This window comes from Amycolatopsis sp. NPDC104587 (assembly GCF_055583645.1).
This window is the reverse complement of sequence record NZ_JBVJNO010000004.1, coordinates 171,231-196,237: the sequence shown is the minus strand read 5'-3', so window position 1 is coordinate 196,237 and position 25,007 is coordinate 171,231. Positions and strand designations below refer to the sequence as shown.

General features: G+C 72.6%; 27 protein-coding genes. 12 read left to right on the top strand and 15 right to left on the bottom strand.

The features are described from left to right. Positions 1-3: 3 nt before the first annotated feature. The gene (locus ACZ61C_RS12800) at positions 4-1,680 is read left to right on the top strand and encodes an ABC transporter substrate-binding protein (RefSeq protein WP_465306027.1); all 1,677 of its coding nucleotides are present in this window, start codon (positions 4-6) and stop codon (positions 1,678-1,680) included. Next, complete coding sequence (locus ACZ61C_RS12795; protein WP_465306025.1) at positions 1,677-3,380, top strand: ABC transporter ATP-binding protein; 1,704 nt, start codon at positions 1,677-1,679, stop codon at positions 3,378-3,380. Before ACZ61C_RS12800 ends, ACZ61C_RS12795 begins: the two co-directional genes overlap by 4 nt. Here ACZ61C_RS12795 and ACZ61C_RS12790 read toward each other — a convergent pair. Both ACZ61C_RS12790 and ACZ61C_RS12785 read right to left on the bottom strand, forming a co-directional pair. Beyond that, the gene (locus ACZ61C_RS12790; RefSeq protein WP_465306023.1) at positions 3,377-4,081 is read right to left on the bottom strand and encodes a DJ-1/PfpI family protein; all 705 of its coding nucleotides are present in this window, start codon (positions 4,079-4,081) and stop codon (positions 3,377-3,379) included. The genes ACZ61C_RS12795 and ACZ61C_RS12790 overlap by 4 nt on opposite strands. Before the next feature lie 149 nt (positions 4,082-4,230). Next, entirely contained in the window at positions 4,231-4,866 is a 636-nt protein-coding gene (locus ACZ61C_RS12785; protein WP_465306021.1) for a hypothetical protein, read from the bottom strand. 17 nt (positions 4,867-4,883) lie between these two features. On the opposite strand from ACZ61C_RS12785, the gene ACZ61C_RS12780 reads away from it, so the two are divergent. From ACZ61C_RS12780 to ACZ61C_RS12755, 6 genes are all read left to right on the top strand, one after another. Then, positions 4,884-5,051, top strand: a complete 168-nt coding sequence (locus tag ACZ61C_RS12780) for a hypothetical protein (protein WP_465306019.1) — start codon at positions 4,884-4,886, stop codon at positions 5,049-5,051. Between the two features lie 126 nt (positions 5,052-5,177). Then, positions 5,178-5,531 carry a hypothetical protein gene (locus ACZ61C_RS12775; RefSeq protein WP_465306017.1) on the top strand — a complete coding sequence of 118 codons (354 nt, stop codon included), beginning with the start codon at positions 5,178-5,180 and terminating at the stop codon, positions 5,529-5,531. Between the two features lie 109 nt (positions 5,532-5,640). Continuing rightward, complete coding sequence (locus ACZ61C_RS12770) at positions 5,641-6,261, top strand: hypothetical protein (protein ID WP_465306015.1); 621 nt, start codon at positions 5,641-5,643, stop codon at positions 6,259-6,261. A 64-nt stretch (positions 6,262-6,325) separates the two neighbouring features. Then, complete coding sequence (locus tag ACZ61C_RS12765) at positions 6,326-7,165, top strand: leishmanolysin-related zinc metalloendopeptidase (RefSeq protein ID WP_465306013.1); 840 nt, start codon at positions 6,326-6,328, stop codon at positions 7,163-7,165. 90 nt (positions 7,166-7,255) lie between these two features. Next, positions 7,256-7,768 (top strand): MarR family transcriptional regulator, encoded by a 513-nt coding sequence (locus ACZ61C_RS12760; protein WP_465306011.1) that lies wholly within the window; start codon positions 7,256-7,258, stop codon positions 7,766-7,768. Continuing rightward, complete coding sequence (locus ACZ61C_RS12755; protein ID WP_465306009.1) at positions 7,765-8,916, top strand: cytochrome P450; 1,152 nt, start codon at positions 7,765-7,767, stop codon at positions 8,914-8,916. The genes ACZ61C_RS12760 and ACZ61C_RS12755 overlap by 4 nt, the downstream gene beginning before the upstream one ends. Before the next feature lie 3 nt (positions 8,917-8,919). Here the strand turns inward: ACZ61C_RS12755 and ACZ61C_RS12750 are convergent, their stop codons facing one another. Further along, positions 8,920-11,754, bottom strand: a complete 2,835-nt coding sequence (locus ACZ61C_RS12750; protein ID WP_465306007.1) for an AbfB domain-containing protein — start codon at positions 11,752-11,754, stop codon at positions 8,920-8,922. Between the two features lie 590 nt (positions 11,755-12,344). After that, entirely contained in the window at positions 12,345-13,247 is a 903-nt protein-coding gene (locus ACZ61C_RS12745; RefSeq protein WP_465306005.1) for an SDR family NAD(P)-dependent oxidoreductase, read from the bottom strand. A gap of 130 nt (positions 13,248-13,377) precedes the next feature. Between ACZ61C_RS12745 and ACZ61C_RS12740 the strand changes: the two genes are divergently transcribed. After that, on the top strand, positions 13,378-14,049 hold the full coding sequence (locus ACZ61C_RS12740; RefSeq protein ID WP_465306003.1) for a TetR/AcrR family transcriptional regulator: 672 nt from the start codon (positions 13,378-13,380) through the stop codon (positions 14,047-14,049). 27 nt (positions 14,050-14,076) lie between these two features. On the opposite strand, the gene ACZ61C_RS12735 is transcribed toward ACZ61C_RS12740, so the two are convergent. Then, positions 14,077-14,454 (bottom strand): STAS domain-containing protein, encoded by a 378-nt coding sequence (locus ACZ61C_RS12735; RefSeq protein ID WP_465306001.1) that lies wholly within the window; start codon positions 14,452-14,454, stop codon positions 14,077-14,079. A 149-nt stretch (positions 14,455-14,603) separates the two neighbouring features. Between ACZ61C_RS12735 and ACZ61C_RS12730 the strand changes: the two genes are divergently transcribed. After that, entirely contained in the window at positions 14,604-15,413 is an 810-nt protein-coding gene (locus ACZ61C_RS12730; RefSeq protein WP_465305999.1) for a SigB/SigF/SigG family RNA polymerase sigma factor, read from the top strand. A gap of 33 nt (positions 15,414-15,446) precedes the next feature. On the opposite strand, the gene ACZ61C_RS12725 is transcribed toward ACZ61C_RS12730, so the two are convergent. The 9 genes from ACZ61C_RS12725 to ACZ61C_RS12685 all read right to left on the bottom strand — a co-directional run bounded on the left by ACZ61C_RS12725 (position 15,447) and on the right by ACZ61C_RS12685 (position 23,084). After that, positions 15,447-15,881, bottom strand: a complete 435-nt coding sequence (locus tag ACZ61C_RS12725) for an ATP-binding protein (RefSeq protein ID WP_465305997.1) — start codon at positions 15,879-15,881, stop codon at positions 15,447-15,449. An 88-nt stretch (positions 15,882-15,969) separates the two neighbouring features. Beyond that, positions 15,970-16,332: an STAS domain-containing protein gene (locus tag ACZ61C_RS12720; protein ID WP_465305995.1), complete on the bottom strand. Its 363-nt coding sequence runs from the start codon at positions 16,330-16,332 to the stop codon at positions 15,970-15,972. 116 nt (positions 16,333-16,448) lie between these two features. After that, positions 16,449-18,008 (bottom strand): SpoIIE family protein phosphatase, encoded by a 1,560-nt coding sequence (locus ACZ61C_RS12715; protein ID WP_465305993.1) that lies wholly within the window; start codon positions 18,006-18,008, stop codon positions 16,449-16,451. Further along, positions 18,005-19,765 (bottom strand): ATP-binding response regulator, encoded by a 1,761-nt coding sequence (locus ACZ61C_RS12710; RefSeq protein WP_465305991.1) that lies wholly within the window; start codon positions 19,763-19,765, stop codon positions 18,005-18,007. Before ACZ61C_RS12710 ends, ACZ61C_RS12715 begins: the two co-directional genes overlap by 4 nt. Then, a complete protein-coding gene (locus ACZ61C_RS12705; protein WP_465306998.1) occupies positions 19,762-20,793 on the bottom strand; it encodes a SpoIIE family protein phosphatase in 1,032 nt (343 codons plus the stop codon). Before ACZ61C_RS12705 ends, ACZ61C_RS12710 begins: the two co-directional genes overlap by 4 nt. Further along, positions 20,790-21,203 carry an anti-sigma regulatory factor gene (locus ACZ61C_RS12700; RefSeq protein ID WP_465305989.1) on the bottom strand — a complete coding sequence of 138 codons (414 nt, stop codon included), beginning with the start codon at positions 21,201-21,203 and terminating at the stop codon, positions 20,790-20,792. Before ACZ61C_RS12700 ends, ACZ61C_RS12705 begins: the two co-directional genes overlap by 4 nt. Next, positions 21,200-21,610 (bottom strand): STAS domain-containing protein, encoded by a 411-nt coding sequence (locus ACZ61C_RS12695; protein ID WP_465305987.1) that lies wholly within the window; start codon positions 21,608-21,610, stop codon positions 21,200-21,202. The genes ACZ61C_RS12700 and ACZ61C_RS12695 overlap by 4 nt, the downstream gene beginning before the upstream one ends. Continuing rightward, positions 21,610-22,464 carry an STAS domain-containing protein gene (locus ACZ61C_RS12690; protein WP_465305985.1) on the bottom strand — a complete coding sequence of 285 codons (855 nt, stop codon included), beginning with the start codon at positions 22,462-22,464 and terminating at the stop codon, positions 21,610-21,612. Before ACZ61C_RS12690 ends, ACZ61C_RS12695 begins: the two co-directional genes overlap by 1 nt. Before the next feature lie 53 nt (positions 22,465-22,517). Continuing rightward, complete coding sequence (locus ACZ61C_RS12685; RefSeq protein WP_465305983.1) at positions 22,518-23,084, bottom strand: TetR/AcrR family transcriptional regulator; 567 nt, start codon at positions 23,082-23,084, stop codon at positions 22,518-22,520. Between the two features lie 83 nt (positions 23,085-23,167). Here ACZ61C_RS12685 and ACZ61C_RS12680 point away from each other — a divergent pair, with 83 nt between their 5' ends. After that, the gene (locus ACZ61C_RS12680; protein ID WP_465305981.1) at positions 23,168-24,067 is read left to right on the top strand and encodes an aldo/keto reductase; all 900 of its coding nucleotides are present in this window, start codon (positions 23,168-23,170) and stop codon (positions 24,065-24,067) included. 36 nt (positions 24,068-24,103) lie between these two features. On the opposite strand, the gene ACZ61C_RS12675 is transcribed toward ACZ61C_RS12680, so the two are convergent. Beyond that, positions 24,104-24,259, bottom strand: a complete 156-nt coding sequence (locus ACZ61C_RS12675; RefSeq protein WP_465305979.1) for a hypothetical protein — start codon at positions 24,257-24,259, stop codon at positions 24,104-24,106. 173 nt (positions 24,260-24,432) lie between these two features. Here ACZ61C_RS12675 and ACZ61C_RS12670 point away from each other — a divergent pair, with 173 nt between their 5' ends. After that, the gene (locus ACZ61C_RS12670; RefSeq protein ID WP_465305977.1) at positions 24,433-24,990 is read left to right on the top strand and encodes a flavin reductase family protein; all 558 of its coding nucleotides are present in this window, start codon (positions 24,433-24,435) and stop codon (positions 24,988-24,990) included. The last annotated feature ends 17 nt before the right edge of the window (positions 24,991-25,007 follow it).

Genomic DNA, 25,007 nt, shown 5'->3' with positions numbered 1-25,007 from the left:
ACGATGAAACGCTGGCTCGGGTTCGGCGCCGGGGTGACCGCCGCCGTCATGCTGCTGACGGCGTGCGGGGCCAACGACGCGCCGACGTCGCAAGGCGGCACGGTCAAGCCCGGCGGAAACCTGGTCCTGCTCAACGACTCGCCGTCGATCACCTGGGACCCGGCGAAGAGCTCCAACCTCGTCGTGACCACCCTCGGGCTGGTCCACCGCCGCCTCACGTCGTGGGACGTCGCGCCGGGCAAGGACACCACGGTCGTGCCGGACCTGGCCACCGACACCGGCCGCCCGAGCGACGGCGGCAAGACCTGGACCTTCACGCTGAAGGACGGCCTGAAGTACAGCGACGGCACGCCGATCACGGCGGCGGACGTCAAGTGGGGCCTGGAACGCTCGTTCGCACCCGCGTTCTCCGGCGGCCTGGCCTACCACAAGGACCTGCTCTCGCCGGGCCTGGCGTACAAGGGCCCGTACGACGGCAACAAGGAGCTCGACTCCATCCAGACGCCGGACGCGAAGACGATCGTCTTCCACCTGGCGCGCGCGTACGGCGACTGGAACTGGGTCGCCAGCACGCCGGCGTTCACCCCGGTGCCCAAGGGCAAGGGCGCGGAGGCGAACTACGGTGACCACTCGGTCGCGACCGGCCCGTACCAGATCCAGAGCTACGAGCGCGGCAAGTCCGCGAAGCTGGTCCGCAACCCGAACTGGGACCGCGCGACCGACCCGACGCGCAGCGCCAACGCCGACACCATCACCTTCGAGCTCGGCCAGGACACCAGCGTCATCTCCAAGCGCCTGATCGACGACACCGGCAACGACCGCGACGCCTTCGGCATGTCCTTCGCCTCGCCGGCCCAGCTGGCGCAGATCCAGGGCAGCGCGTCGGCGAAGTCCCGGCTCGTGACGTCGGAATCCGGGGCGCTGGCCTACCTTTCGCTCAACGTCCAGCGGGGCAAGCTGACGAACCCGAAGGTGCGCGAGGCGTTCCAGTACGCCGTCGACAAGGCCGCCTACCAGGTCGCCAGCGCGGGCAGCGCCCAGCTGGCCGGCGACGTCGCCACCACGTTGATCACCCCGGGCCTGCAGGGCCGCGAGCAGTACGACCTCTTCCCGGCGCCGCCGTCCGGTGACCCGGCCAAGGCCAAGCAGCTGCTCGCCGAGGCGGGCTTGCCGAACGGACTCGACGGCCTGGTCCTGGCCACCCACAACGAAAACGGCTACCCGGAGAAGGCCGCGGCGATCCAGGCCGCGCTCGCGCGGGCGAACATCAAGATCACCATCAAGCCGCTCGACCAGGACACCTACACGTCCGAAGTGGACACCAAGGGCCTGTCGGACTACGACCTGACGCTCACCTCCTGGCAGCCGGACATCCCGTCGGCCAACGCGAACATCCAGCCGCTGTTCCAGTCGACCGAGATCGGCAACGGCGGGTACAACGAGTCGCGCTACAGCAACCCCGACGTCGACAGGCTGATCGGTGAAGCCCAGGCCACCGTCGACCCGGCCGAAGCCGGGAAGAAGTGGGCCGCGCTGGACAAGAAGATCCTCGCCGACTCGCCGGTCGTGCCGCTGATCTACACGCGCAACTCGTTCCTGCACGGGTCGAACGTCGGTGACGTGCAGATCGGGAAGTTCCCGGCCTACGTCGACTACCGCAAGTTCGGGATCGTCCAGTGACCGGACTCCTCGGCCTGCACGACGTGACGGTTTCCTTCGGGGACGTCGAAGCCGTCCGCGGGGTCGGCTACGAGGTCCACGCGGGCGAGGTCGTCGCGGTGGTCGGGGAGTCCGGCTCGGGCAAGACGGTCACCGCGATGTCCCTGCTCGGCCTGCTCCCGCCCACGGCCCGGGTTTCCGGGCGGGCGGAGCTGGCCGGGCGGGACCTCTACACGATGACGCCGGCCGAGCTGCGGGAGGTCCGCGGCGGCGAGGTCGGCATGGTGTTCCAGGAGCCGATGAGCGCGCTGAACCCGGTGTTCACCATCGGCGACCAGCTCGTCGAGGCGATCCGGACGCACCAGGAGCTGTCCGCCGCCGCTGCCCGGGAGAAGGCGGTCGGGCTGCTCGGCCTCGTCGGGCTGCCTTCGCCGGGTGAGCGGTTCCGGTCGTACCCGCACGAGCTGTCCGGCGGCCAGCTGCAGCGCGTCGTGATCGCGATGGCGGTGGCGAACGAGCCGAAGCTGCTGGTCGCCGACGAGCCGACCACCGCCCTGGACGTCACCGTGCAGGCCGAGATCCTCGAGCTGCTGCGGGACCTGCGGGCGCGGCTGGGCACGGCGATCCTGCTGATCACGCACGACATGGGCGTGGTCGCCGACCTCGCCGACCGGGTCGTGGTGATGCACGAAGGCCGGGTGGTCGAACACGGCGACGTCCGCTCGGTCTTCACCACGCCCGTCGAGGACTACACGCGGCAGCTGCTCGGTTCAGTGGTGTCGCTGAGCAGCGCGGCCACGACCGGGCTCGAACGGGCCCTCTCCGCGGACATCGAGGTGGCGCCGGGGCACGTGGCCGCCGCCGAGCACCCCGCCGCCGAGTCGGTCGCGGACGTTCCTGCCGAAGCGCCGCTGCTGCGGGTGGCGGACCTTTCGGTCACCTACCGCGGCCGGTTCCGGGCCCACGCGGTGCGGGCCGCGGAGGGCGTGAGCCTGCACGTCGAGCCGGGGGAGATCCTCGGCCTGGTCGGCGAGTCGGGCTCGGGCAAGAGCACGGTGGCCCGGGCGGTCACGGGGCTGCTCGCCCCGACGGCGGGCTCGGTCCACATCGGCGACGCGGACATCACCCGGGTCCGCGGCCGCGCGGCGAAGGCGTTGCGACGGCGCATCGGCGTGGTGTTCCAGGACCCGCTGTCGTCCCTCAACCCGCGGACGACGGTGGGGGAGAGCGTCGCGACACCGCTGCGGCTGCACAAGGCCGTTCGTTCGTCCGAAGTGGACGGACGGGTCGCCGGGCTGCTGTCGGCGGTCCAGCTCTCGCCGTCACTGCGGACGCGTTACCCGCACGAGCTGTCCGGCGGCCAGCGGCAGCGCGCCTGCATCGCGCGCGCCCTGGCGCTGCGCCCGGACCTGCTGGTCGCCGACGAGCCGACGAGCGCCCTCGACGTGACGATCCAGGCCCGCATCCTCGACCTGCTGCGCGAGCTGCGGCACGAGTTCGGGTTCGCGTGCCTGTTCATCAGCCACGACTTGGCGGTGATCGAGCAGCTGGCCGACCGGGTGGCGGTGATGCACCGCGGCCACGTGGTCGAGCAGGGCCCGACCAAGGAGGTGCTGACGGCACCGGCACATGCGTATACGCGCCGGTTGTTGTCGGCGGCGCCGGTCGCGGATCCTGATGCCCAGCGCCGCCGTCGGGAAGCCTGGCGGCTGCTGCACTAAGGGCGGCGCCAGACCGCGCCCCGCTGCTCGTACTCCAGCACCGACTCGACACCCACGGCCACCGCGGCGCCCAGATACCGCGTGACCAGCCAAAGCGCGAGATCCAACCCGGACGTGACGCCGCCCGCGGTGACCAGGTCGCCGTCGTCGACCACGCGGGCGTCGACCACTTGGGCGCCCTGGGCGGCGAGGTCCGTCTTCGCGAGGTGGTGGGTCGTGCACGGACGTCCGCGCGTCAGGCCGGCCGCGCTGAGCGCCATGACGCCGGTGCAGACGCCCGCCACCAGGACGCCCGACCGGTGCGCGCGCACCAGGCCGCGCAGCACGGCCGGATCCTTGACCAGCGTGTTCACGCCGGGGCCGTTCTTCGCCGCGTAACCGCCGCCGGGGACGACGAGGATGTCGCCCTCGGCCGGGTCCCAGGCGGCGGGCACCGCGAACCGGGTGCCGAACGTGCCTGCGACCTCGCCGGGGCCGCCGGGCTTGACCAGGGTCAGCCGGACGTCGCCGCCCGTGTGGCCGGCGTGACCGAACACCGCGACGGGCCCGATGACGTCCTGCTCCTCGACACCGTCGTACATCAGGATCCGGACCGCCAGCGGCCCGGAGCGGGCCGACGCCGTCCCCGCCGTGGCCAAACTGCCCAGCGCTGCGGCCCCGGTCGAGGCCGCGGACACCCGGAGGAAGTCCCTGCGTTCCATTTCCGTCTCCCTGTGGTCGGCGTTTCTCCCTCCCACAGGTCGTACACGGCGGGGCCGTGGTTCCCGCCGGCGTCGATTGAGGCCGGCCGCGTCCGAAGCCGACCCGCCGGGGCTGCCGCGCAAGTGATCGTCCACTGTGGACCGAAGGATCAGCCGGGGAGGCGCACCGCGATTTCGGCGCCCAGCTCGGCGCCGCCGGTGAGCTCGAGCTCGTCGCCGCTCCAGAAGCGGCCGGCGTCGTACCAGTTCGGCCGGCGGCCGGCCGGGAGCAGGCCCATCGCTTCGTAGGTGAGCGCGACGATCTCGGCGCAGTAGGCGGCTTCGAGCGCGACGTCCCGGTTGTCGCGCTTGCGTGACGGCAGCCGCCCGCCGAGCCAGCGGGCTGCCAGGCGGGCGGTCGAGGGGAACGGCGTGCCGTCGAGCCGGGCGACCGTGCGCAGGGCGGCGTCCTCCAGCTCCCGGCCGACCGGGTGGTCGAGCTGCCGCAGCCACACCTGCTGGTGGTACTTCTCGGCCCAGACCAGCACGGCGCGCCGCAGGTCGTGCAGCTGGGCGCCCCGCTGGTGCGTGCCCGACCAGACGTCCGGCAGGGCGCGCCCCAGCTCGGCGTGCCACAGCAGCGGCGGGAGGTCCTCGATCACCACGGCCATGCCGACGTGGTTGACCGGGCTGTTCGTCACGACGCGGATGGTCCGGTCGGCCGCGGAGCGCCCCCGGAACAGCCACAGGTCGCCGGTGCGCGTCACGGCCACGGCTTCGTCCAGTTCGACCTCGGTGCCCGGCACGGCAGTAGCCTAGGCCGATGCGCTGGTGGAAGACAGTGGGCCTGGCCGGGCTGGTCGGAGTGGCGGCGACCGGGGTGGTGATCGCCCGGCAGGAGCGCCGGCGGCGGGCCTACACCCCGGAGGAGATCCGGGAGCGGCTGCACGCCCGCCTCGAGGCCGGGCCCGCCGGAGACGCGGAGAAGTAGCCGTCCTCAATGGACCCCGCGGGGCGGAACCACCCGGCCGGATGACGGCCGCACTCCTCCGGTTGGCCTAAGCTGGGGCCGCGCTCCGGCGCCCCTGGACGATCTTCGAGCGAGCGGGGTGGACGCATGGCCGAGGGCACCGAGGCCGGCCGGCACTGGCCGGCGCGGCACGGCGGCGGGTACCCGCCGGGCTGGCAGGTGCGGTACCGCGGACGCCGGGAGCCGGGGCAGCGTTCCGGCGCGGCCGCGCCGGAACGGACCGGCACCATCGCCGGCCCCAGCCTGCGCGACGAGCACACCAGCACCACCTGGGTGCCGGTGCGGCCCCGCAGCGCGGCGCCGGACACCCCGTCGAGACTGGTGCGGGCGACCGACATCCTCGACGCCCGGCCGCCGGACGAGCCGGCTTCCGAGCACGCGCCGTCCGAGGGTGACGGCCGCGTTGTCGAGCTGTCCGAGCGCGGTCCCGGCGCGCGGTAGGCCCTGCGGGCGCCACGGCGGGGCCGTTCGTGAGAGGCTTGACCTCGGCCGTAGCCGCCGGAGCGAGGTGGCGCACCGCAGGGGGGCGGTCAGCGAGACCGAGGACGCCATGACGTATCCGCCGAACCCCGGCCAGCCGCCGTACCCTGGCCAGCCGCAGCCGCCGTACCCCGCCCAGCAGCCGTATCCGGGGCAGCCGCCGTACCCGTCGCCCACGGGCGGTTTCCCGGCGCAGCCCTACGGTCAGCCGTACCCGCAGGCCCCGTACCCGGGCTACGGGATGCAGCCGCCGAAGCCGAGCGGCGCCACTGCGATCACCGCGGGGGTGCTCGCGATCCTCGGCGGCCTGTTCAGCGCGATCGGCCTGATCGGCGGCGTGATCACGCTGAGCCGGGGTTTTGTGCACTGGGTGTTCGTCCTGTCCGTGGTCGAGGACCTGGTGCTCGTGGGCACGCTGATCCCCGGCGGCATCCTCCTGTTCCTGCGCAAGCCGCTGGGCCGGCTGCTCACGATCATCGGCAGCGGCGTCGCCATCCTGACGGCGCTCGTTTCGCTGGTGCTGAGCGCGATCGGCGTGGGCCTGCTCGCCAGCGGCGTCAGCGGCGCCTACCTGGGCGGCGCTGTCTTCGGGCTGCTGCTGGTCCTGCTGCCGGCGGGCGCGACGCTGACCCTCGCGATCGTCAAGCCGACCGCGCGGTGGTGTGAGAGCTCCGCGGCCCCGACGTACTGAGGGGTGTATTTCCCCGGCCGTTCCCGGATCCGACTGGTATGCCCACCATCGGGAAGGAACGACCATGCCGGAACCCCAGCTCTACCACGCCCGGGCCGACGCCGAACGCGCGCTGCTGCTCGCGGGCACCACGTCGCCGTTCACCATCACGGTCCGCTTCGCGGGCGGCCTGACCCAGTCGCAGATGGACGCTTTCGCCGCGGCCGCCGACCGGTGGGCCAAGGTGATCGTCGGTGACCTGCCGGACGTCGTCATCGGCGACGAGGCGGTCGACGACGTGCTCATCATCGCGCGCGGAGCCGACATCGACGGCGAGGGCCACATCCTCGGCCAGGCGCACATCACCCACGTGCGCCCGGCGGGCGGCGAGCGGACGGCGCTGCTGCCGGCGCGCGGCGAGATGACCTTCGACAAGGTCGACCTGGCCAAGATGGAGGCCGAGGGCATCCTCGGCGACGTGATCACCCACGAGATGGGCCACGTCGTCGGGGTCGGCTCGCTCTGGGAGGCCAAGGGCCTGCTGGTCGGCAAGGGCACGACGGACCCGGCGTTCTCCGGGCCGGCCGCGATGGCGGAGTACCACAAGCTGCGCAACGGTTCCGGCGACCCGGTGCGGGTGCCGGTCGAGAACACCGGCCAGCCGGGCACGCGCGACGTCCACTGGCGGGACCGCACCTTCGGCAACGAGCTGATGACGGGCTTCGTGAACCCGGCGCCGAACCCGCTGAGCCGGCTCACCGCCGCGTCGCTGGACGACCTCGGCTACCAGGTCGACCTCGAAGCCGCCGACCCGTACGGGCTGCCGGCGTCGACCGAGTCGGTGCAGCCGGCCGAACGGCTGGCGGTGCACGCGCTCGCGGTGCGGCCCGCGCCGGTCGAACTGTCCCGTGCGGACCTTCGCTGACGCATTGCCGTGGCCGGTTCCGGAGCTCCGGAACCGGCCACTGGCACGGGCGCTGGCCAAATGCATCGTTACAGATGTATCGTTTCCGATGTGAAAGCCGGTGAGCTGTACCTGCTCGGCAAGCACCTGATGGAGCTCGCGGCCCGCGGGATGCGCGACGAAGCGGATCCCGACGTGCCGGAGATCTACCTGGTGCTCATCTCGGTGCTCGTCGAGGTGCCGGACATCTCGATCAGCGAGCTCACCGCGCGCACCGGGTTCGCGCAGAGCCACGTCTCCGCGGCCGTCGCGAAACTGCGGGAGGAGGGGGCGCTGCGCACGCGCCCGGACCCCGCCGACCGCCGCCGCACCCTCGTCAGCCCGGTCGAGGGGCTGGTCACCGCGGTCGCCGGCCGCCAGCAGCGGGACGCGGGGCAGATCCTGGCCGCGGCGCTGGCCGAGTGCGGCTCGGACGCGGACCACGCCGCGCAGCTGGCCGAAGCCGCCGAGGAGCTGTACCGCCTGCTCACCGCGCGAGCGCTCGGCGTCGGCGGGGAAGCCGCCCTGATGCCGCTGCACTCCCTGGCCGAGCGGGCGACCGGCAAACCGAGGGGGAGAACTTGACCGACTACCCGTTCCCCGGCGAGGAACCGTTGCGCTGCTCGCCCGAGTTCGCGCGGCGGCAGGACGAGGAACCCGTCGCGCGGGTGCGCCTCGCGACCGGCGAGGACGCCTGGCTCGTCACCCGCTACGACGACATCCGCGCCCTGCTGGCCGATCCGCGGTTCCGGCCGTGGCTGCCCGGCACGCCGGACACCGGCGCCGGCGGTCTGCTCTTCACCATGGCCGGCCCGGAACACACCCGGCTCCGGCGCATCGCCGCCCAGGCGCTCACCCCGAGGCGGGTGGAAGCCTTGCGCCCGCGCGTGGAACGGCTCGCCGCGGACCTCGCCGCCCGGCTCGTCGCGGCGGGTCCGTCGGCGGACGTGCTGGCCGGGTACTCGATCCCGCTCGCGCTCGCGGTGCTCGACGAGCTGCTGGGGATCCCGCCGTCGGCGCGGGAGGAGCTGCGGGGCTGGCTCGACGGCGTGCTGGCGGTGTTCACCGCGCCGAGCTACGCGGAAATGGCCGAGGCAGCGCAAAAGCTGGGCGGGTACCTCGCCCGGCTCGTCGAAGAGAAACGGCGGACACCCGGCGACGACCTGCTGACCGGGCTGCTGCGGGCGCGCGACGACGCCGGCGACGCGCTGAGCCCGGAAGAGGTCACCCAGCTCGCCTTCGCGATCCTCATCGCCGGGTACGTCCCGCCCGCGAACGCGCTGGCCGTGGCCGTGCTGCGGCTGGCGGCCGAGCCGGACCTGCCTCGCGACCCCGCGTCGGTGCCCGCGCTGGTCGAGGAACTGCTGCGGCAGGACCAGGGTTCGGCCGCCGACCAGGGCCGGGTGGCGCTCGAGGACACGACCGTCGGCGGGGTGCCGGTCCGCGCGGGCGAGTTCGTCCTCGCCGCCCTGCGGGCGGGCAACCACGACGCCCGGCGGTTTCCCCGACCGGCCACAGTGGACACGAGCCGGGCGCCGGGGCACCTCACCTTCGGCCACGGGCCGCACCACTGCCTCGGCGCGGCGCTGGCCCGGCTCGAGCTCACGGCCGGCGTGACCGCGCTGCTGGCCGCGGCACCCGGGCTGCGGCTCGCGACGCCGGTCGAGGAGCTCCCGTGGCGGCGGATGTTCCTGACGCTGCAAGGTCCCGCCGCCGTCCCGGTCAGCTGGTGACGCTCACGGGGCCCAAGGCGGGGAGACGGCCCAGCTGCTGTCCGCCGTCAGCGTCTGCGGCCGGTCGGAGCCCGTGCTCGCCCCCGCCCCCGAGGCGATGTAGACCTGGGAGTCGTAGTGCCGCAGGAACGCACCCGGGATGTTGAGCGACTCGAACGTCACCCCCGTGCCGCCGATCCCCGGCCGGGTGCAGAACGTCGCGTCCGCGCGCATCAGGGCCGAGCCGTCGTCCGGTGAGTTGCGGACCCGGCCGTCCTGGTGGCGCAGGAACTGGCCGGGGAAGTTCACCGACTCGAAGGAGTAGCACGACGACTCGCCGAGCCCGCGCCGGACGGTGTAGGTGGCGTCCTGCTTGAGCAGCGCGCTGCTGCCGCCGTCGACCACCTCGGTGTAGGCCAGGCCGCCGGCGTGCCGCAGGTAGCGATCGGTGTAGCCCCACGTCGTCACGCGCAGGGACTGCCGCGCGTTCACCGCGAGCGGCGCCGAGCTGCGCCACAACGCCGGCGCGGCCACGTTCCAGGTCGCGTCCGCGGCGAAGCTCGTCGCCGTGTCCCACGGGTTCGGGCCGCCGCTGACGGCCAGGTAGACGTTGTCGTTGTAGCGCCGCAGGTAGCGGCCCGGCAGGTTCAGCGACTCGAACGACGTCCCGCCGGCCGCGAGGCCCGGCCGGCTGCACCAGGTGGCGTCCGCGGCGAAGGTGCCGCCGGTGTCGCTGTCGATCCGGACGCGGTTTTCGCTGTGCCGCAGGTACTTCCCGGGGAAGTTGACCGATTCGAACGAGAAGCACTTCGGGTTCGCCAGCCCCGCCACGGTGCGGAACGACGCGTCCTGCCGGGCGGCGTCCGGGCTCGCCGTCGTCAGGATATCGGTGCGGGCCGAGGAATCGGCGTGCCGAAGGTACCGGTCGGTGAACCCGGGGGTGGTCACCTTGAACGACCGGAGGTGCCCCAGGGTCAGCGGCACGGCGGCGTTCAGGTTCTTCGACGCGGCGATCAGGTCGGCGTGCGCCGCGCGGACGCGGGCGGTGTCGACCTTCTGGACCCGCCGGTCGTAGGTGTAGAGGCCGTTGTATTCGCCTTCGACGTCGGTGATCTCGGTGTAGACCGACGCCGAGACCCCCTTGGTGGTCATCAGCTGCCGGACGTCGCGGACCATGCCGGTGTAGCGGTCGTTGAGCTGGTCGGCGCTCGACATCTGCTCGTAGGCGAAGAACCGGCCGTCCGGACTGTATTCGTGACCGGGGTTGCGCAGCCCGAGACCGCCGAACTCGCCGAGCACCGACGCACGGGTCGCCGACGGCGGGGCCGCGTCCGGTCCGGTGTAGACGTGCCAGTCGATGAGGTCGCCGGTGCCCGGGTCACCCTTGGCGGCACAGCAGTTGATGCCGCTGTGCGGGTTCATCAGCCGGGTCGGGTCGTAGCTCTCCAGGCTGCTCGTGACGCGCTTGGTGTCCTCGAAGTTCCACTCGCCCCAGCCTTCGTTGAACGGCACGTAGGTCACGACGGCGGGGGAGAAGCGGTGTTCGTCGACGATCTCGCGGGCCTCGGTCTCGAACTCGGCGATCTGCGCCGGTGTCCGGTTCGACTCGGCGGCCGTGGTCGACGGGATGTCCTGCCACACCAGCAACCCGAGCCGGTCGGCCCAGTAGTACCAGCGCGCGGGCTCGACCTTGATGTGCTTGCGGACCATAGTGAAGCCGAGGTCCTTGTGCTTCCGGAGGTCCGACGCGAGCGCCTCGTCGGTCGGCGCGGTGTACAGGCCGTCCGGCCAGAACCCCTGGTCGAGGGTGCCGATCTGGAAGACGAACTCGCCGTTGAGCGTCGGGCGCACCACGCCGTTGATCGTCTTCGTGCCGACCTCGCGCATGCCGAAGTAGCTGACGACCTGGTCGACCGTGGTGCCCGCGGCGTTGCGCAGGGACACGCGCAGGTCGTAGAGGAACGGGTCGTCGGGTGACCACCGCCGCGCGTTCGGCACCGGCACGGAGAACTCGGTGAACCCGCCGGTCGCGCTGCCCACGACGGCGCCGCCGGTCATCGACTCGGCGAGCACGGAGTACCCGCTGACGTCACCGCGCCCGAAGACGCGCACCCGCGCGGTGTTGTTCGCCAGGTTCGGGTAGACGTCGACGGAGAAAATGGACGACGCGGCGGTCGGCTCGAGCCAGACGGTCTGCCAGATGCCCGAGCTGGGCGTGTAGAAGATGCCCGAGGGGTTGGTGACCTGCTTGCCGAGCGGCTGCTTCTCGCCGCGGCCGTCGGTCGGGTCGTAGACGCGGACGAAGATCTCGTTCGTGCCCCCGGTGAGCTGGGCGGTGACGTCGGCCTCGAACCGGTCGTAGCCGCCCTTGTGCGTGGCCACCTGGACACCGTTGACCCACACCGTGGACTCGTAGTCGACGGCGCCGAAGTGCAGCTGGACGTGCCGGCCCGCCCAGGCCGCGGGGACGGTGAAGGTGCGGCGGTAGAACATCACGTCACGGTTGTCGTTGCGCATGATGCCCGACAGCGCGGACTCGACCGGGTAGGGCACGAGGATCCGTTCGGGCAGGGTCTGCCCGAACGGCGGCGTGGCGTACCGGTCGACGCTGTTGTTCGGCCCGGCGGCGGGGTTGAGGAACTCCCATTCGCCGTTGAGCGACTGCCACTCGGGCCGCGTCATCTGCGGCCGCGGGTACTCGGGCAGCGGGTTGGTGGTGCTCACCTGCGAGGTCCACGGCGTGGTGAGCGGCGGCGTCTTCGGCACGACGGCGGCCGGTTTTGCGTTCGCGGCCGACAGCGCGGGGCTCACGACAATCGCGCAGAGCAGCGCGAGAACCAGGGTGACGAGGCGGCGCATCGGACTCCTCGGACGGAATGCGCACGGAAGCCGTGAACCGCCCTGGCGGGGACGGCGGAGAACTCCGGGCGGGACGGCGAACGGGGGTGCACGCGGAGCCCGGAGCACTACGGCGGGCTCGTCGAACCGAACATAACACGAGACAAGGACAAACGGAACAACTCAGAAACCACCAGACAATCAACACGGGTGGCTGTTGCCGCCTGGTGGGGTTCGGTTCGATCGTGCCCGCAGGTGTGGGAGGTTCGCCGGGAATGGGGCGGGAATGTCCGGAACTGGTCGCGGGGGCGGGAGTCCGGTGTCCGGATCCGGCTGCGGGATGCCCGAGTGCGGCTCGGCTCGGCTTGGCTCGGCCGGAACGCCATGAATGACTCATTCATGGCGTTCCGGCGAGGTGAATGAGTCACTCATGGCATCGGCGGCGGCATTGGCACCGGCGGCGGCACCGGCGCCCGCGGCCGCGCCGGTAGCGCTCAGCAGCGGCGCTCAGCAGCGGCGCTCGGCGGTAGCGGCAGTGGCGGCGCTCAGCGCTCGGCGGCGGCGACAGCGGCGGTGGCACCGGCACCGCCGGCACCGTCGGCTGCTCCGCGTCAGGCGAGGGGGTACTTCACCCCGGTCAGGTCCTCCGAAACCGCCCACAGCCGCCGCTGGGTCGCCAGGTCGTAGGACTGGGGGCTGGAGGCCACCACCTCCGGCCGTCCGCGGTAGCCGCCCGGGGCCGCCGGGCCGTAGTACTGGCCGCCGAGGGCGGCCGGGTCCGTGGCCGCCCGGAGGATCGGGAGGGTGCCCATCGCCGAGCTCTGGCTGATCAGCGGGGCCACCACCGGGAACAGCGCGCGGGTGATCGCGGGGGAGTTGCGCATCAGCTCGGTGCGGGCCACGCCCGGGTGCGCCGCCACCGCCGCCGTGGTCCCGTGCGGGGCGAGGCGGCGCTGCAGCTCGTAGCTGAACATCAGGTTGGCCAGCTTCGCCTGCCCGTACGCCGCGACGCGGTCGTAGGAGCTCTCCCACTGCAGGTCGTCGAAGTGGATCGCCGCGCGGATGCGGTGGGCGATGCTCGCGACCGTCACCACGCGGGAGCCGGCCACCGGCAGGAGCAGGTCCAGGAGCAGGCCGGTGAACGCGAAGTGGCCGAGGTGGTTGGTGCCGAACTGCAGCTCGAACCCGTCGCGCGTGGTCTGCCGCGGCGGGTACATCACGCCGGCGTTGTTGATCAGCAGGTCGATCTTCGGCACCGTCGTGTGCAGGTCGGCCGCCGCGGCGCGGACGGAGTCCAGCGAGGCCAGGTCCAGCTCCTGCACGGACACGTCGCCGCCGAGGCGCGCGGCCGCCTGCTTGCCCTTCTCGACGTCGCGGACGGCCAGCACCACCGACGCGCCGCGCTCGGCGAGCACCTTCGCGGTGTCGAAGCCGAGGCCGGTGTTGGCGCCGGTCACGACGACCACGCGGCCCTTCTGGTCCGGGACGTCCTGGTCGCTCCACTGCTTGCTCATGGCGGTTCCCCTACTCGTTGCCGGTCTTTGCGGACCGTCGGTCTGTTATGACCGACGTTAAGGAACCGTCGGTCTGTTGTCAAGAGACCGCCAGTCCGTAATCCGCCCCGGTGGGGTTACGCTGGGTCGCATGACGTTCCAGCGGGCGCGCAGCGCCGAGCAGCGGGAGGAGCGGCGCCGCAAGATCCTCGGCACCGCGCTGGTGATGCTCGACGAGATGCCGGTGGCCGACGTGAGCCTCACCGAGCTGAGCCGCCGGGTCGGCCTGGCCAAGTCGAACGTGCTGCGCTACTTCGAATCCCGGGAAGCGGTGCTGCTCGAACTGCTGCAGCAGGCACTGGACGACTGGCTGGCCGAGGCGGCAGGCGAGCTGGCCGACGGCGTCGACCCGAGCCTGCCGGCGGGCGCGCGGGCCGACGCGTTCGCCGCTATCGTCGCGCGCACGCTGGCCCGGCGGACGGTGCTGTGCGACCTCGTCGCCGCGCAGGCCGCGGTCCTGGAGCACAACGTGTCGGTGGACGTCGTCGTGCGCTACAAGCGGTCCGCGCTCGCCGGCCTCGACACGATGGTCGGCCTGATGCGCCGCTACCTGCCGGAGGTCGGCGCCGAAGCGGAGTCGGTCTGCCTGCTGGCGATGATCCTGACCGGCGGACTCTGGACGCACACCCAGCCCTCGGCCAGCGCGCTCGCCGCCTACGAGGCGGACCCGTGCCTGGCCGGGTTCCGCCTGGACATGGCGCCCGCGCTGGAGCACGCGCTCGCGACGCTGATCGCGGGCGCGATGGCGCGCGTCAGGCCGTGAACCGGCACGCACCGAAGCGGGCGGTGGTCACCGCATGGCGAGCGCCTCGTCCACGGTCGGGGCTAGCACGAGCAGCTCGTGGGCGCCGGCGAGCCGGATGGTCCGCAGGACCGTGGGACCGGTGGCGACAACCCGCAGCCGGTGCGACGAGTCTTCGGGGGGACGGCCCGCGAGCACGATGGCGTTGATGCCACTCGAGTCGAGGAACGTCACACCGGTGAGGTCGAGCACGACGGGGCCGGTCGCGGCGGCTTGGACGGCGGTCAGGGTGCGGCCGAACTCGGGGACGGTCAACAGGTCGAGCTCGTCCAGCACGGCGAGCACCACCGCGTCGCCGCGCCGGCTGACAGTGCACCGGAAGATCGACGGGTCGTGGGGGACTTCGGGGGTTTCGTTGCCGGACACCGGTCCATTTTCCCCGGAACGGGCGATGTCCGCAGTGTGGTGGGTACGTGGTTTGCCGGTTCCCCGTCGTGGGTACTTCCTCGCGCGACGAAGGAGGATCGCATGGCGGTGCGTGTCAGTGCCACCCGGCCCGGCGGGGTGTGCGTTCGATGAGCGCTCCCGCGGTCCTGCCCCGCGCGCCGGTCACTGTGGACACTCCCCGCCAGCGCAAGCGGGACGACTACTCCCACTGCCGCCCGCTGTTCGACCGGCTGGCCGCGCTGCCCGACGGTGACCCCGCCCGCGAACCCCTTCGCGAGCGGCTGATCATCGAGTTCCTCCCGCTCGCCGAACACGTCGCGGTGCGGTTCAGCGGGCGCGGGCAGTCCCGCGACGATCTCGTGCAGGTGGCCCGGATCGGCCTGGTCAAGGCCGTCGACCGGTTCGAGCCCGCGAAGGGCGCGGACTTCCTGTCCTTCGCGGTGCCGACGGTGATGGGTGAGGTACGCCGCTTCTTCCGCGACAGCGGCTGGGCGGTGCGGGTGCCCCGCGGCCTGCAGGAGCTGCAGGGCCGGCTTTCCCGCGGCACGACGCACCTCGCGCAGCAGCTGGGCCGGGCGCCGACGCCCAGCGAGCTCGCGAGCCACCTCGGCCTCGACGTCGAGACGGTGCGCGAGGGTCTGCTCGCCGCGAACTGCTACGAGACGTCGTCCCTGGACCGCCCGCTCGACGAAGGCGGGCTGTCGCTGGCCGACACGGTGGGCGAGCCGGACGCCCGGATGGAGCTCGTCGAGGACCGCCAATCCCTGGCCCCGCTGCTGAAACGGCTGCCGGAACGCGAGCGGGCGATCCTCGAGATGCGGTTCTTCGAGGGGTTGTCGCAGTCGCAGATCGCTGCCCGCGTCGGTTTGTCCCAGATGCAGATTTCCCGGCTGCTCACCAAGACCCTGCACCAGCTGCGCGCTCAGATCGGCGACTAGACACCCCGTGGCCGCCGTCCACAAAGGAGAGTGCTACTCCGGAACCGGCGGGCAGGCGAGACCGGAGTTCGCGCAGCCCAGCCGGCCCCACACGATCTTGCCCTCGTCGTGGTGGCTCACGCCCCAGGCGGAACAGATCTGGTCGACCAGCCGCAGCCCGCGGCCGCCCTCGCTGTCGGGGGTGCGCAGGTGCGGCGCTTCGGTCACGGTGTCCGCGACCGCCACGGTGATCTCGCACGGGTCTTGGCTGTGCAGCATCCGCAGCTGCACCGGGCCATGGGCGTGCCGGTAGGCGTTGTCCAGCAGTTCGGCCACCACCAGCAGAGTGTCTATCCGGTGCGCTTCGCCGAGCGTGGCGAGCCGGGCCCCGGCCCAGTGCCGGGCGGCGGTCAGGTCCGTCAGGTCGGCGCCCGTGAGGTCCAGGCTTTGCCAGTCGGCCTGGTCGTCGCGATCCCAGGCTACCGGCACGGTGGAACTCCTCTCGACGACCAGCCGGCGGCACAAAACCGCCGGGATGTGATCGTCTCCGCGCCGAGAATACCCATGTTCGCGACGTTTACTCGCGTTTCGGGCCCAGCGCGGCCCGGGCCGTCTCGACGTCCGGGTGGATGCGCAGGAGGTCGGCGAGCCCCAGCAGGGCGACGGGCCGGAGGATGGCGCGCTGCGCGGTGACGATCACGAACTCCGTGCCCGCCTCTTCGGCGGTGGTGTGGCCGTGGATCAACGCGGTCAGTCCGCTGGAGTCGCAGAAGGTCACGTCCGTCAGGTCGGCGATGACGGGACGCCCGTCGCCGATCGCGGTCGTCAGCTGGGTGCGCAGGTCTTCGGAAACCGCCGAGTCGATCTCCCCGACCGCGCGGAGCAGCGTCTCGTGGTCAGTCGAGGTGATGGCGATGGCGAAGTCGGGCGGGGCCGCCAAGGGTGAGCTCCTCCGGATCGGCGTGCGCCGGCAGGGAGCACACGGCTAGAGCACCGCGGCTGGGTCCTCAACCGCGTCTGCGGGAGACGGTAGCAGCCGGGCCGGGGCGCCACCGCTCAGCGGCGCCGCAGCGCCAGGAGCGCGATGTCGTCCTCCGCGGCCGCGCCGAAGCGGGCGAGCAGGGTGTCGCACAGGATTTCCAGATCGGCGTCGTGGGTGACCGCCGTGCGCAGCAGCTCCATGCCGTCGTCGACGACGCTGCCCCGCCGCTCGACCAGGCCGTCGGTGACGAGCAGCAGCAGCGTGCCGGGGTCGAGCGTGAGCGACGTCGCCGCGGGCCGCGGCAGGCCGATGCCGAGCAGCGGCCCCTTGATGCCGAGGTAACGCGCTCCGGACGCGTCGGCGAGCAACGGCGGGATGTGCCCGGCGTTCGCGACCTCCGCGGCGCCCGTCGCCGGGTCGAGCGCGACGAGGCTGACGGTGGTGAGCCCGCGCGGGTGGTAGCGGCGCAGCATGGCGTCCAGCCGCTCGAGGATCTCGACCGGCCCGTGCCCTTCGACGGCGTAGGCGCGCAGGGCGTGGCGGACCTCACCCATCACCGTGGCGGCTTCGAGGGAGTGCCCGACGACGTCGCCGACGGCGATGAGCAGCCGCCCGCCGAGGTCGGACACCTCGTAGAAGTCGCCGCCGATCTCGGCGTTGTCGCTCGCCGGGGCGTACCGGGCGGACATCTCCAGGCCGGGTCGCACCGGCAGCTCCCGCGGCAGCAGGCTGCGTTGCAGGGTGAGGGCGAGCTGGTGCTCCTCGGTGAACGACCGCATCGCCTCGCACGCCAGCGCCGTCGCCTGGCCCAGCTGCACCAGGAGGTTGCGGTCGTCGTCGGACCGGATCGCACCCGGCTCGACGGTCAGGACGAGGGGGACCAGCGACGGGTTCGCCTGGGCGAACGCGAGGGTGGTCCCGTCCGGGGAGGTGACCAGCTGGGCGAAGGAAGCCTCCGTGCCCGGGTTCGCCGCGCTCACCGACCTGGTGACCTCCGCCAACGCGCGGAACGTGTCCGAGCGCACGAGCGGCGTCCGGCCCGGCCCGTCCGTGGCGGCCGAGCGGACCACGCCGTGGTGACTCGAACTGAGGACCGTGGCCGGGCCCTCGAAGACGGCCGCGGCGCCCGCGGCGGCCGCGACGAGCACGTCGTCGAACGTGGTGGCGCTGTTCATGGCGCGGGTGGCGCGGGTCAGCCGGTCCAGCCGCACCGCCAGCCGCTCGGCCCGCGTCCGGGCCCGGTAGTACCGCAGGGCGGCCTCGACGGTGGCCACCAGCTCGCCCGGATCGACCGGCTCGACGAGGTAGCCGTCCGCGCCGCGGTCGAGCCCGGTGGTGCGGTCCTCGACCTCGATGGCGGTGGCGGAGATGTGGATGACCGGCATCGCCGCGGTGCGCGGGTCGCCCTTGACCCGGTCGCAGACGTCGAAACCGCTCATGTCCGGCAGGTTGACGTCCAGCAGGACGAGGTCGAGCGGCTCGCCGTCCAGTGCGGCCAGTGCCTCCCGGCCGGTCTTGGCCTCGGTGACGCGGTAACCGTTGCGGCGCAACCAGCTGCTGGTCAGGTACCGGCTCGCCTCGAGGTCGTCGACGACCAGGATGTTCGCTCTCGCGCGCTCGCCGGGATCACTCATCTGGGCACCGTCCTGGCCACGACCGCGAAGGCTTCACCGACTGCCAGTCTGAGGGTTTCGGGGGAGACCTGCGACTTGAGCAGCAGACCCGCCCGGAGCCCGGCGCCGGTGAGGTCCAGCCCCTCCGGCGCGGCCGAGGAGACCACGACCACCGGGATGTCCCGCAGGCCGGGCTTTTCGCGCAGCACCTGCAGCACTTCGCGGCCGTTCATGCCCGGCATGAGCAGGTCGAGGAAGACCAGGTTCGGCCGGTGCCGGTCGAACACCTCGATCGCCTCCCGCCCGTCCGCGGCGTGCCGGACGTCGGTGGCGAGGTCGTGGACCAGCCGGGCGAGCCGGTCGCGGAACTCGGCGTCGTCGTCGACGATGAGCAGCGAGCCGACGCGGACCGGGGTCGCCCGGCGCGGGTCGGGGCGTGGCAGGCGGAGCACGACGGTCGTGCCCGTGCCGTGCTCGCTGGACAGCTCCAGGCTGCCGCCCAGGATCTCCGCGAGCCGCCGCGCGTAGGGCAGGCCGAGCCCGGTGCCCGGCACCCGGGCCTGCAAATCGTTGTGCACCTGGTGGAACTCTTCGAACACCCGGTCCTGCTGGTCGGCCGGGATGCCAATGCCGGTGTCGGACACGGTGAAGCGGACGTCGTCGTCGTCCGTGCCGACGGTCAGCCGGACCTCGCCGCGCTCGGTGAACTTGAGGCTGTTGGACAGCAGGTTGCGCAGGATGCGCACCAGCATCGTCTCGTCGGTGATCAGCGGCGGCGCCGGTTCGGGGACCTCGATCACCAGCTCGACCGCCGGCGAGGCCACTGTGGACCGCAGGGCGCCGCGCAGCTGGAGGCAGACGGCTACCAGGTCGACCTGGGACGGTTGCGCGACCAGGTGGCCGGACTCGGCCTTCGCGGTGTCGAGCAGCTCGTTGACCAGCGACAGCAGCGTCGAACCGGCGTCGTTGACCAACCCCACCTGGCGCCGCTGGTCGTCGGTGAGCGGGTCGGCGCCCGGGCCGCTCAGCAGCCGGGCGAGGCCGATGACGGAGTTGATCGGCGCGCGCAGCTCGTGGCTGATGTTCGACCAGAACCGGGTCTTCGCCTCGCTGGCCGCCTTGAGCTGACTGGACTTCTCGTTCAGCTCGGCGTAGAGCGCGACCACCCCGCGGTTGGTTTCTTCGAGCTCTTCGGAGAGCTCCTTGTAGAGGGCGACCACACCATGGTTGGTCTCCTCCAGCTCTTCGTTGAGCCGAGTCAGTTCCCGGCTCTTCGCTTCGAGGCTTTCCAAGGTTTCCAGCAGGTCCTGGTTCTGGGCCCGCAGCTCGTCCATCGGCGTGCTCATGCCCTGCCGCGCCAGGACTTCGCGCAGCCGCGCGAGGTCGGCGGGCCCGGGCGGGCGGAGCCCGGGGGAGCGCAGCTTGCGCAGGGAGACCACGTTCTGCCCCGCCTCACAGGTGACGTCCAGGCCGTCCATCAGCCGTTCCGCGGTGGCGCGGCCGGCGTCGAGGACCGCTTCGGCCGCCCGGCCGCGCCAGCTGAACTCGGCGACGAGCGCGGCCGGTGCGTCGGCGAGCACGAACCGCACGGTGGCCGGCACTCCGGCGGCGACCAGGTCGCGGCCGACGTCGCTGAGCACGGTGGCGACGCGGACCTGGTCCTGGCTCTCCAGGCCGACGGCCGCGGCGACCTCCCGGCCGCAGCGGCGCACGGTGAACACGTCCGGCTCCGCCGCGATCGGCAGGCGGATGAGCTCGTCGCGCTGCCGGGCGGTCACGGCCGTGGTTTGCCGACGAGGACGCCGGCGTCGTCGTTGCGGGTGCCGGCGTCGCGCAGCAGGCAGGCCGCGATCTCGAGCGGGCCGGCCGCGAACTGCCGCTCGCGGCCTTCGGCGCTCCAGCGCTCGGTGAGGCCGTCCGAGTGCAGGACCACGGTCGCGCCGGGCGGGAGGGCGTAGTCGAAGGCGCGGATCGTGCGGGCCTGGTAACCCGCGACACCCGGCACCGAGACCATGCCCTGCTTGCGGCCGTCGGCCACCACACTGCCGGCGATGTTGCCCAGACCGGCGTACCGGACCGTCCCCGCGGCCACGTCGACGTCGGCGATCGCGATCGCGCCGCCGCGGGTTCCGCGCAGGGCCTCGTGGATGCGCTTCACCACCGCCTCTGGGCGTTCGGTCGCGTGGGCGCAGAACGTTTCGACCGCGGCGCGGGCCGCCGCGGCCGCCAGCGGGCCGTGCCCCGACCCGTCGCACATCATCAGGCGCAGCCGCCCGGGTTCCTGGTGCACGGCGTAGGCGTCGCCGCAGACGTCTTCCCCGCCGATCGGCCGGGTGAGGCCTGTGGCGGTCTCCCCGGACAGCTCGGCCGGTGCCGTGAGCCGGGAGTGGAAGCGCGCGGTGACGACCGTGCCGCGGCCGGGTTCGGAGAGCACGGCGGTCGTGTCGGCGAGCCGGCGCACCGTCCCCATGCCGAGACCGAGCGTCCCGGTGGTCGATTCGCCGTCCTGGCCGGAGACGACGACATCGGCCATCCCGGGGCCGCGGTCGATCGCGACGACCTCGACGGCGGCCTCGGTCACCGCCCGGACGGCCCGCACGACCAGCATGCCTTCGACGGCGTGCTTGGCGAGGTTCGTCTCCAGTTCGGTGACCGCGAGGCCGACCTCGGCCGCGCGGACCTCGTCGAACCCGAGCCGGGTGGCGAGCCCCGCCGCGGCACGGCGGGCCCGGCCGTGCGCGGTGTCGCCCTCCACCCGGACCCAGGCGAGGTCCTCGGTGACCGGCAGGCAGGCGCCGTCGATCATCGGGCCCACTTCACGACGGTGATCTCGGTGCCGCGCCCGACCTCGGTGTCCAGGTCGAACTGGTCCACCAGCCGCTTGGCGCCGCCCAGGCCGAGCCCGAGGCCGGTGCCGCTGCTCCAGCCGTCGGCCAGGGCGACGGTGACGTCCGGGATGCCCGGGCCGTCGTCGTGGAAGGTGGCGCGCACGCCCTTGCGGCGGCCGTTGTCCACCTCTTCGACACGGGCCGACCCGCCGCCGCCGTAGATGAGCGTGTTGCGGGCGAGCTCACTGGTCGCGGTGACCAGCTTGGTCTGGTCCACCAGCGACAGCTTGAGCCGCAGGGCGTAGGCGCGGACCAGCTGCCGGACCCGGACGACGTCCTCGTCGGCGCGGATCACGATCTCGTCGGGTCCGTCCGCGGCGGCGGTCATCCGGTGACCCGGACGGATTCATCGTCCCGCTCGACCGACGCACCCCTCCTTCGCGCGGTGAGCTTCTGCAGGACCGAGATCCCGCGGTCCAGGTCCAGGGCCGTGTGCACGTCGCCGAGGGTCAGGCCGAGCTCGACCAGCGTGATCGCCACCGCGGGCCGCATGCCGACGACGACCGTCTCCGCGTCGAACAGCTTCGACAGCGACGCGATGGTCGCGAACATGCGCCCGATGAACGAGTCGACGATCTCCACCGCGGAGATGTCGATGACCACGCCGGACGCGCCGGTCGTGCTGATCTTGTCGGCGAGGTCCTCCTGCAGGGCCAGCACGCTCTGGTCCTGCAGGTCGATCTGGATCGACACGAGCAGCATGTCGCCGATCTTGAGGATGGGGACGCGGTCCATCAGCGGGTCCGATCGCGGGTGCCGGTCACGACCACGCCTTCGCGGTGCAGCGCGTGCCGCAGCGCGTCGGCCAGGGTCGCCTTGGTGGCGATGTCGCCGAACTCGATCCCGAGCGCGACGATGGTCTGCGCGATCTGCGGCCGGATGCCGGAGATGGTGCACTCGGCGCCCATCAGCCGCGCCGCGACGACGGTCTTGAGCAGGTGCTGCGCGACCTGCGTGTCGACGGCCAGCACGCCGGTGATGTCGATGATCGCGTGCTCGGAGCCGGTCTCGACCAGCGACTCCAGCAGCTTCTCCATGACGACCTGCGTGCGCGCCGAGTCGAGGGTGCCCACCAGCGGCACCGCGAGCACGCCTTCCCAGAGCTTCACGACCGGGGTCGTCAGCTCGAGCAGCTGCTCGGACTGTTCCTTGATGATCTCCTCGCGGGCGGCGGCGTAGGTCTCGAACGTCCAGAGCCCGAGCGTGTCGAGCAGGCCGGAGAAGGCGAGCACCTCCCGGAACACCTCGGCGCTGTCTTCGTTCTCGGTCAGCTCGGAGACGGCCTGCTTGAGCGCGAAGACGCCCGAAGCGGTCTCGGACGGGCTGAAGCCCTGGCGGGCGCGCAGGCGGGAAAGATCGGCCAGCTGCGCCTTGATCTCGCCGAACTCGGCCCGGCCCAGCCCGCCGTCCAGCGTGACGACGGGGACGAGCGAGCCGTACAGGTCGCGGAGGTCGCGCTCGAGCTCGACCGTGGTCAGCCGGCCACGCAACGCCGAGCCCGCCAGTTCAGTCCACCGGGTGATCAGCCGCTCACGCTCGGTTTCGAGCAATCCGGCCAGCCGATGGGGCCGCTCGCTTTCGGCTACCACTGATGTCTCCTCAACGGTCAAAGGTGGGACTGACCCTAGCGTGGCGGCCGGGTTCAGTGGGGGCGCAGGGCGTCGACGACGAGGTCGAGCAGCCGGCCGATCCGCTCCGGCTCGGGCCCGGGCGAGGTGGCCAGGAAGATCCCGAGCAGCAGCGTCGTGACGTCCTCGGGGTCGTGGCCGGCGCGGAAGACACCCGCTTCGGCGCCGGCGGTGAGGATCGAGCCGATCGCCGCGGTGATGCGCTGCCGCGTCACCGGCGTCGCGATCCGGCCGGACGCCCAGCCGGCGCGCAGGACGTCGGCCATCCCGCGCTTGGTTTCGACGAACGCCGCGTAGCGGTTCATCCACGCGCGGAGGGCGGCTTCGGGCGGGAGCTCGGCGAGGAACGTCGCGGCGCTGGTGGCGACGTCGTCGAGCTCGGCGGCGTAGACGGCTTCGACGAGCGCCTCGCGGGTGGGGAAGTGCCGGTAGAGGGTGCCGATCCCGACGCCGGCCTCGCGCGCGACGGCTTCCAGCGAGACGGCGCCGTCGGCCGCCGCGAAGGCGTCGCGCGCCACGGTGACGAGCTTCTCGCGGTTGCGGCGCGCGTCGGCGCGGACGGCTCGATCGGGCGAAGTCAAAACGGAGGCCCCTCCGGTTGTGCTACCTTCGGCTTAGCGGAGGTCCCTCCGCTTCTCCATCATCGCACGAAGGCGGGATCACCATGACCTCGAACGCACCCACCGGCCCGCTCGCCGGCCGCACCGTCTCGCGGGTCGGCTACGGGGCGATGCAGCTCGAACGCCTCCGCGGCGACCGCGCGGCCGCCGTCTCCTTGCTGCGCCGGGCTTTCGAGCTCGGCGTCGACCACGTCGACACCGCCGAGTTCTACGGGAACGGCTTTGTCAACGGCGTCATCCGCGAGGCGCTCGAGTCCGGCGAAGACGTCCTGGTCGCCACCAAGGTCGGCGCCGACCCCGACCCGGACGGCCCGATCCCGCTGCGGCTGGCGCAGCGGCCGGAACAGCTGCGGGCGAGCGTCGAGCAGAACCTCGTCAGCCTCGGCACGGACCGGATCCCGCTGGTCAACCTGCGCCGTGCGGACACCCGGCCGGGCGTCACGGCCGAGGGGGACCAGGTGGTGGACCTCGACGACCAGCTCGAGGTGATGACGGCCCTGCGCGACGAGGGCAAGATCGGCGCGATCGGGCTCAGCGCCGTGACCACGGAGATCCTGCGCCGGGCGCTCCCGGCGGGCATCGCCTGCGTGCAGAACGCCTACAGCCTCGTCGGGCGCGCCGACGAGGACATGCTCGCGCTGTGCGTCGCCGAAGGCATCGCGTGGGTGCCGTTCTTTCCGCTCGGCGGCGCCTTCCCCGGCCTGCCGAAGGTGACCGACGAGCCGGCCGTGCACACGGCGGCGGAGTCGCTCGGCTGCACGCCTTCGCAGGTCGGTCTCGCGTGGCTGCTGCACCACGCGCCCAACGTGCACCTCATCCCGGGCACGGCGGACACCGCGCACCTCGAGGCGAACGTCGCCGCGGGCGGGATCAAGCTCGACGAGCAGGCCCTCGCCGCGCTGGACGCGGTCCCGGTGCGGTCGACGGACGTCGCGCTCGGCTGAGCGCCGGCCCCGGTGGCGCCGCCGGGGCCGCGCGGCTCAGTTGTACCCGAGGACGATGTGCTCGCGGACGTACTCGCGTTCCGCCGGCGGCGCGCCGGTCCGCTGCGCCGGGATGTCGATCCGCCGGTGCTCGCCCCGCTGGACGGGCACGGCCTCCGTGCGCCGGTCGGCCGTGGTCGCGGTCGTTTCCATGGGTTCCTCCGTTCCGCTGCCGTTCTTGTGTGCCGACCACGATCCGCCCCGCGGGTCGAGGAACGGATGTGAAGCGCTCACGCCCCGGGGATGCGCAGCGCACGAGTAGCGGGTGTGCGGCGCGCGGGCTGCACTGGAGGCGAGGGTTTCGACGGCGGAGAAAGAGGTGTGCCATGTCCGGACCGGTTCGGGCGCCGAAGCGGGTGCCGGCGGCGCGGGCTCGCCGCGGCCTCGCGCCGCAACCCGGGTTCCGTCAGGTGATGGCCCAGTTCGCGACCGGCGTCACGGTCCTGACCGTCGGCGGAGAGGACGCGCACGGGATGACCGCGAGCGCGTTCGCGCCGGTGTCGCCGGAGCCGCCGATGGTGTTGTGCTGCGTGGCGAAGGCGGCGCGGATGCACACCGCGATCGTCACCGCGGGCTCGTTCGGGGTGAACGTCCTGGCGGCGGACCAGCACGAGCTGGCCGGCTACTTCGCCGACTGGCGCCGTCCCGGCGGGATGGCCCAGTTCGGCCCGGTCGGCCACCGCATCGGGCCGAAGACCGGCGCGCCGCTGTTCACCGGGGCGCTGGCGTGGCTGGAGTGCGAGCTCGAACAGGCGAGCGCGGGCGGCGACCACTCGATCTTCCTGGGCCGCGTGGTCGCCGCCGGCCGCGGCGCCGGGAAGCAGCCGCTCGTCTTCCACGGCGGCCACCGCCACGGCGTCGACCGGCGGGCCCGCGCCGCCTGAGCGAGTCTTACGTTGCT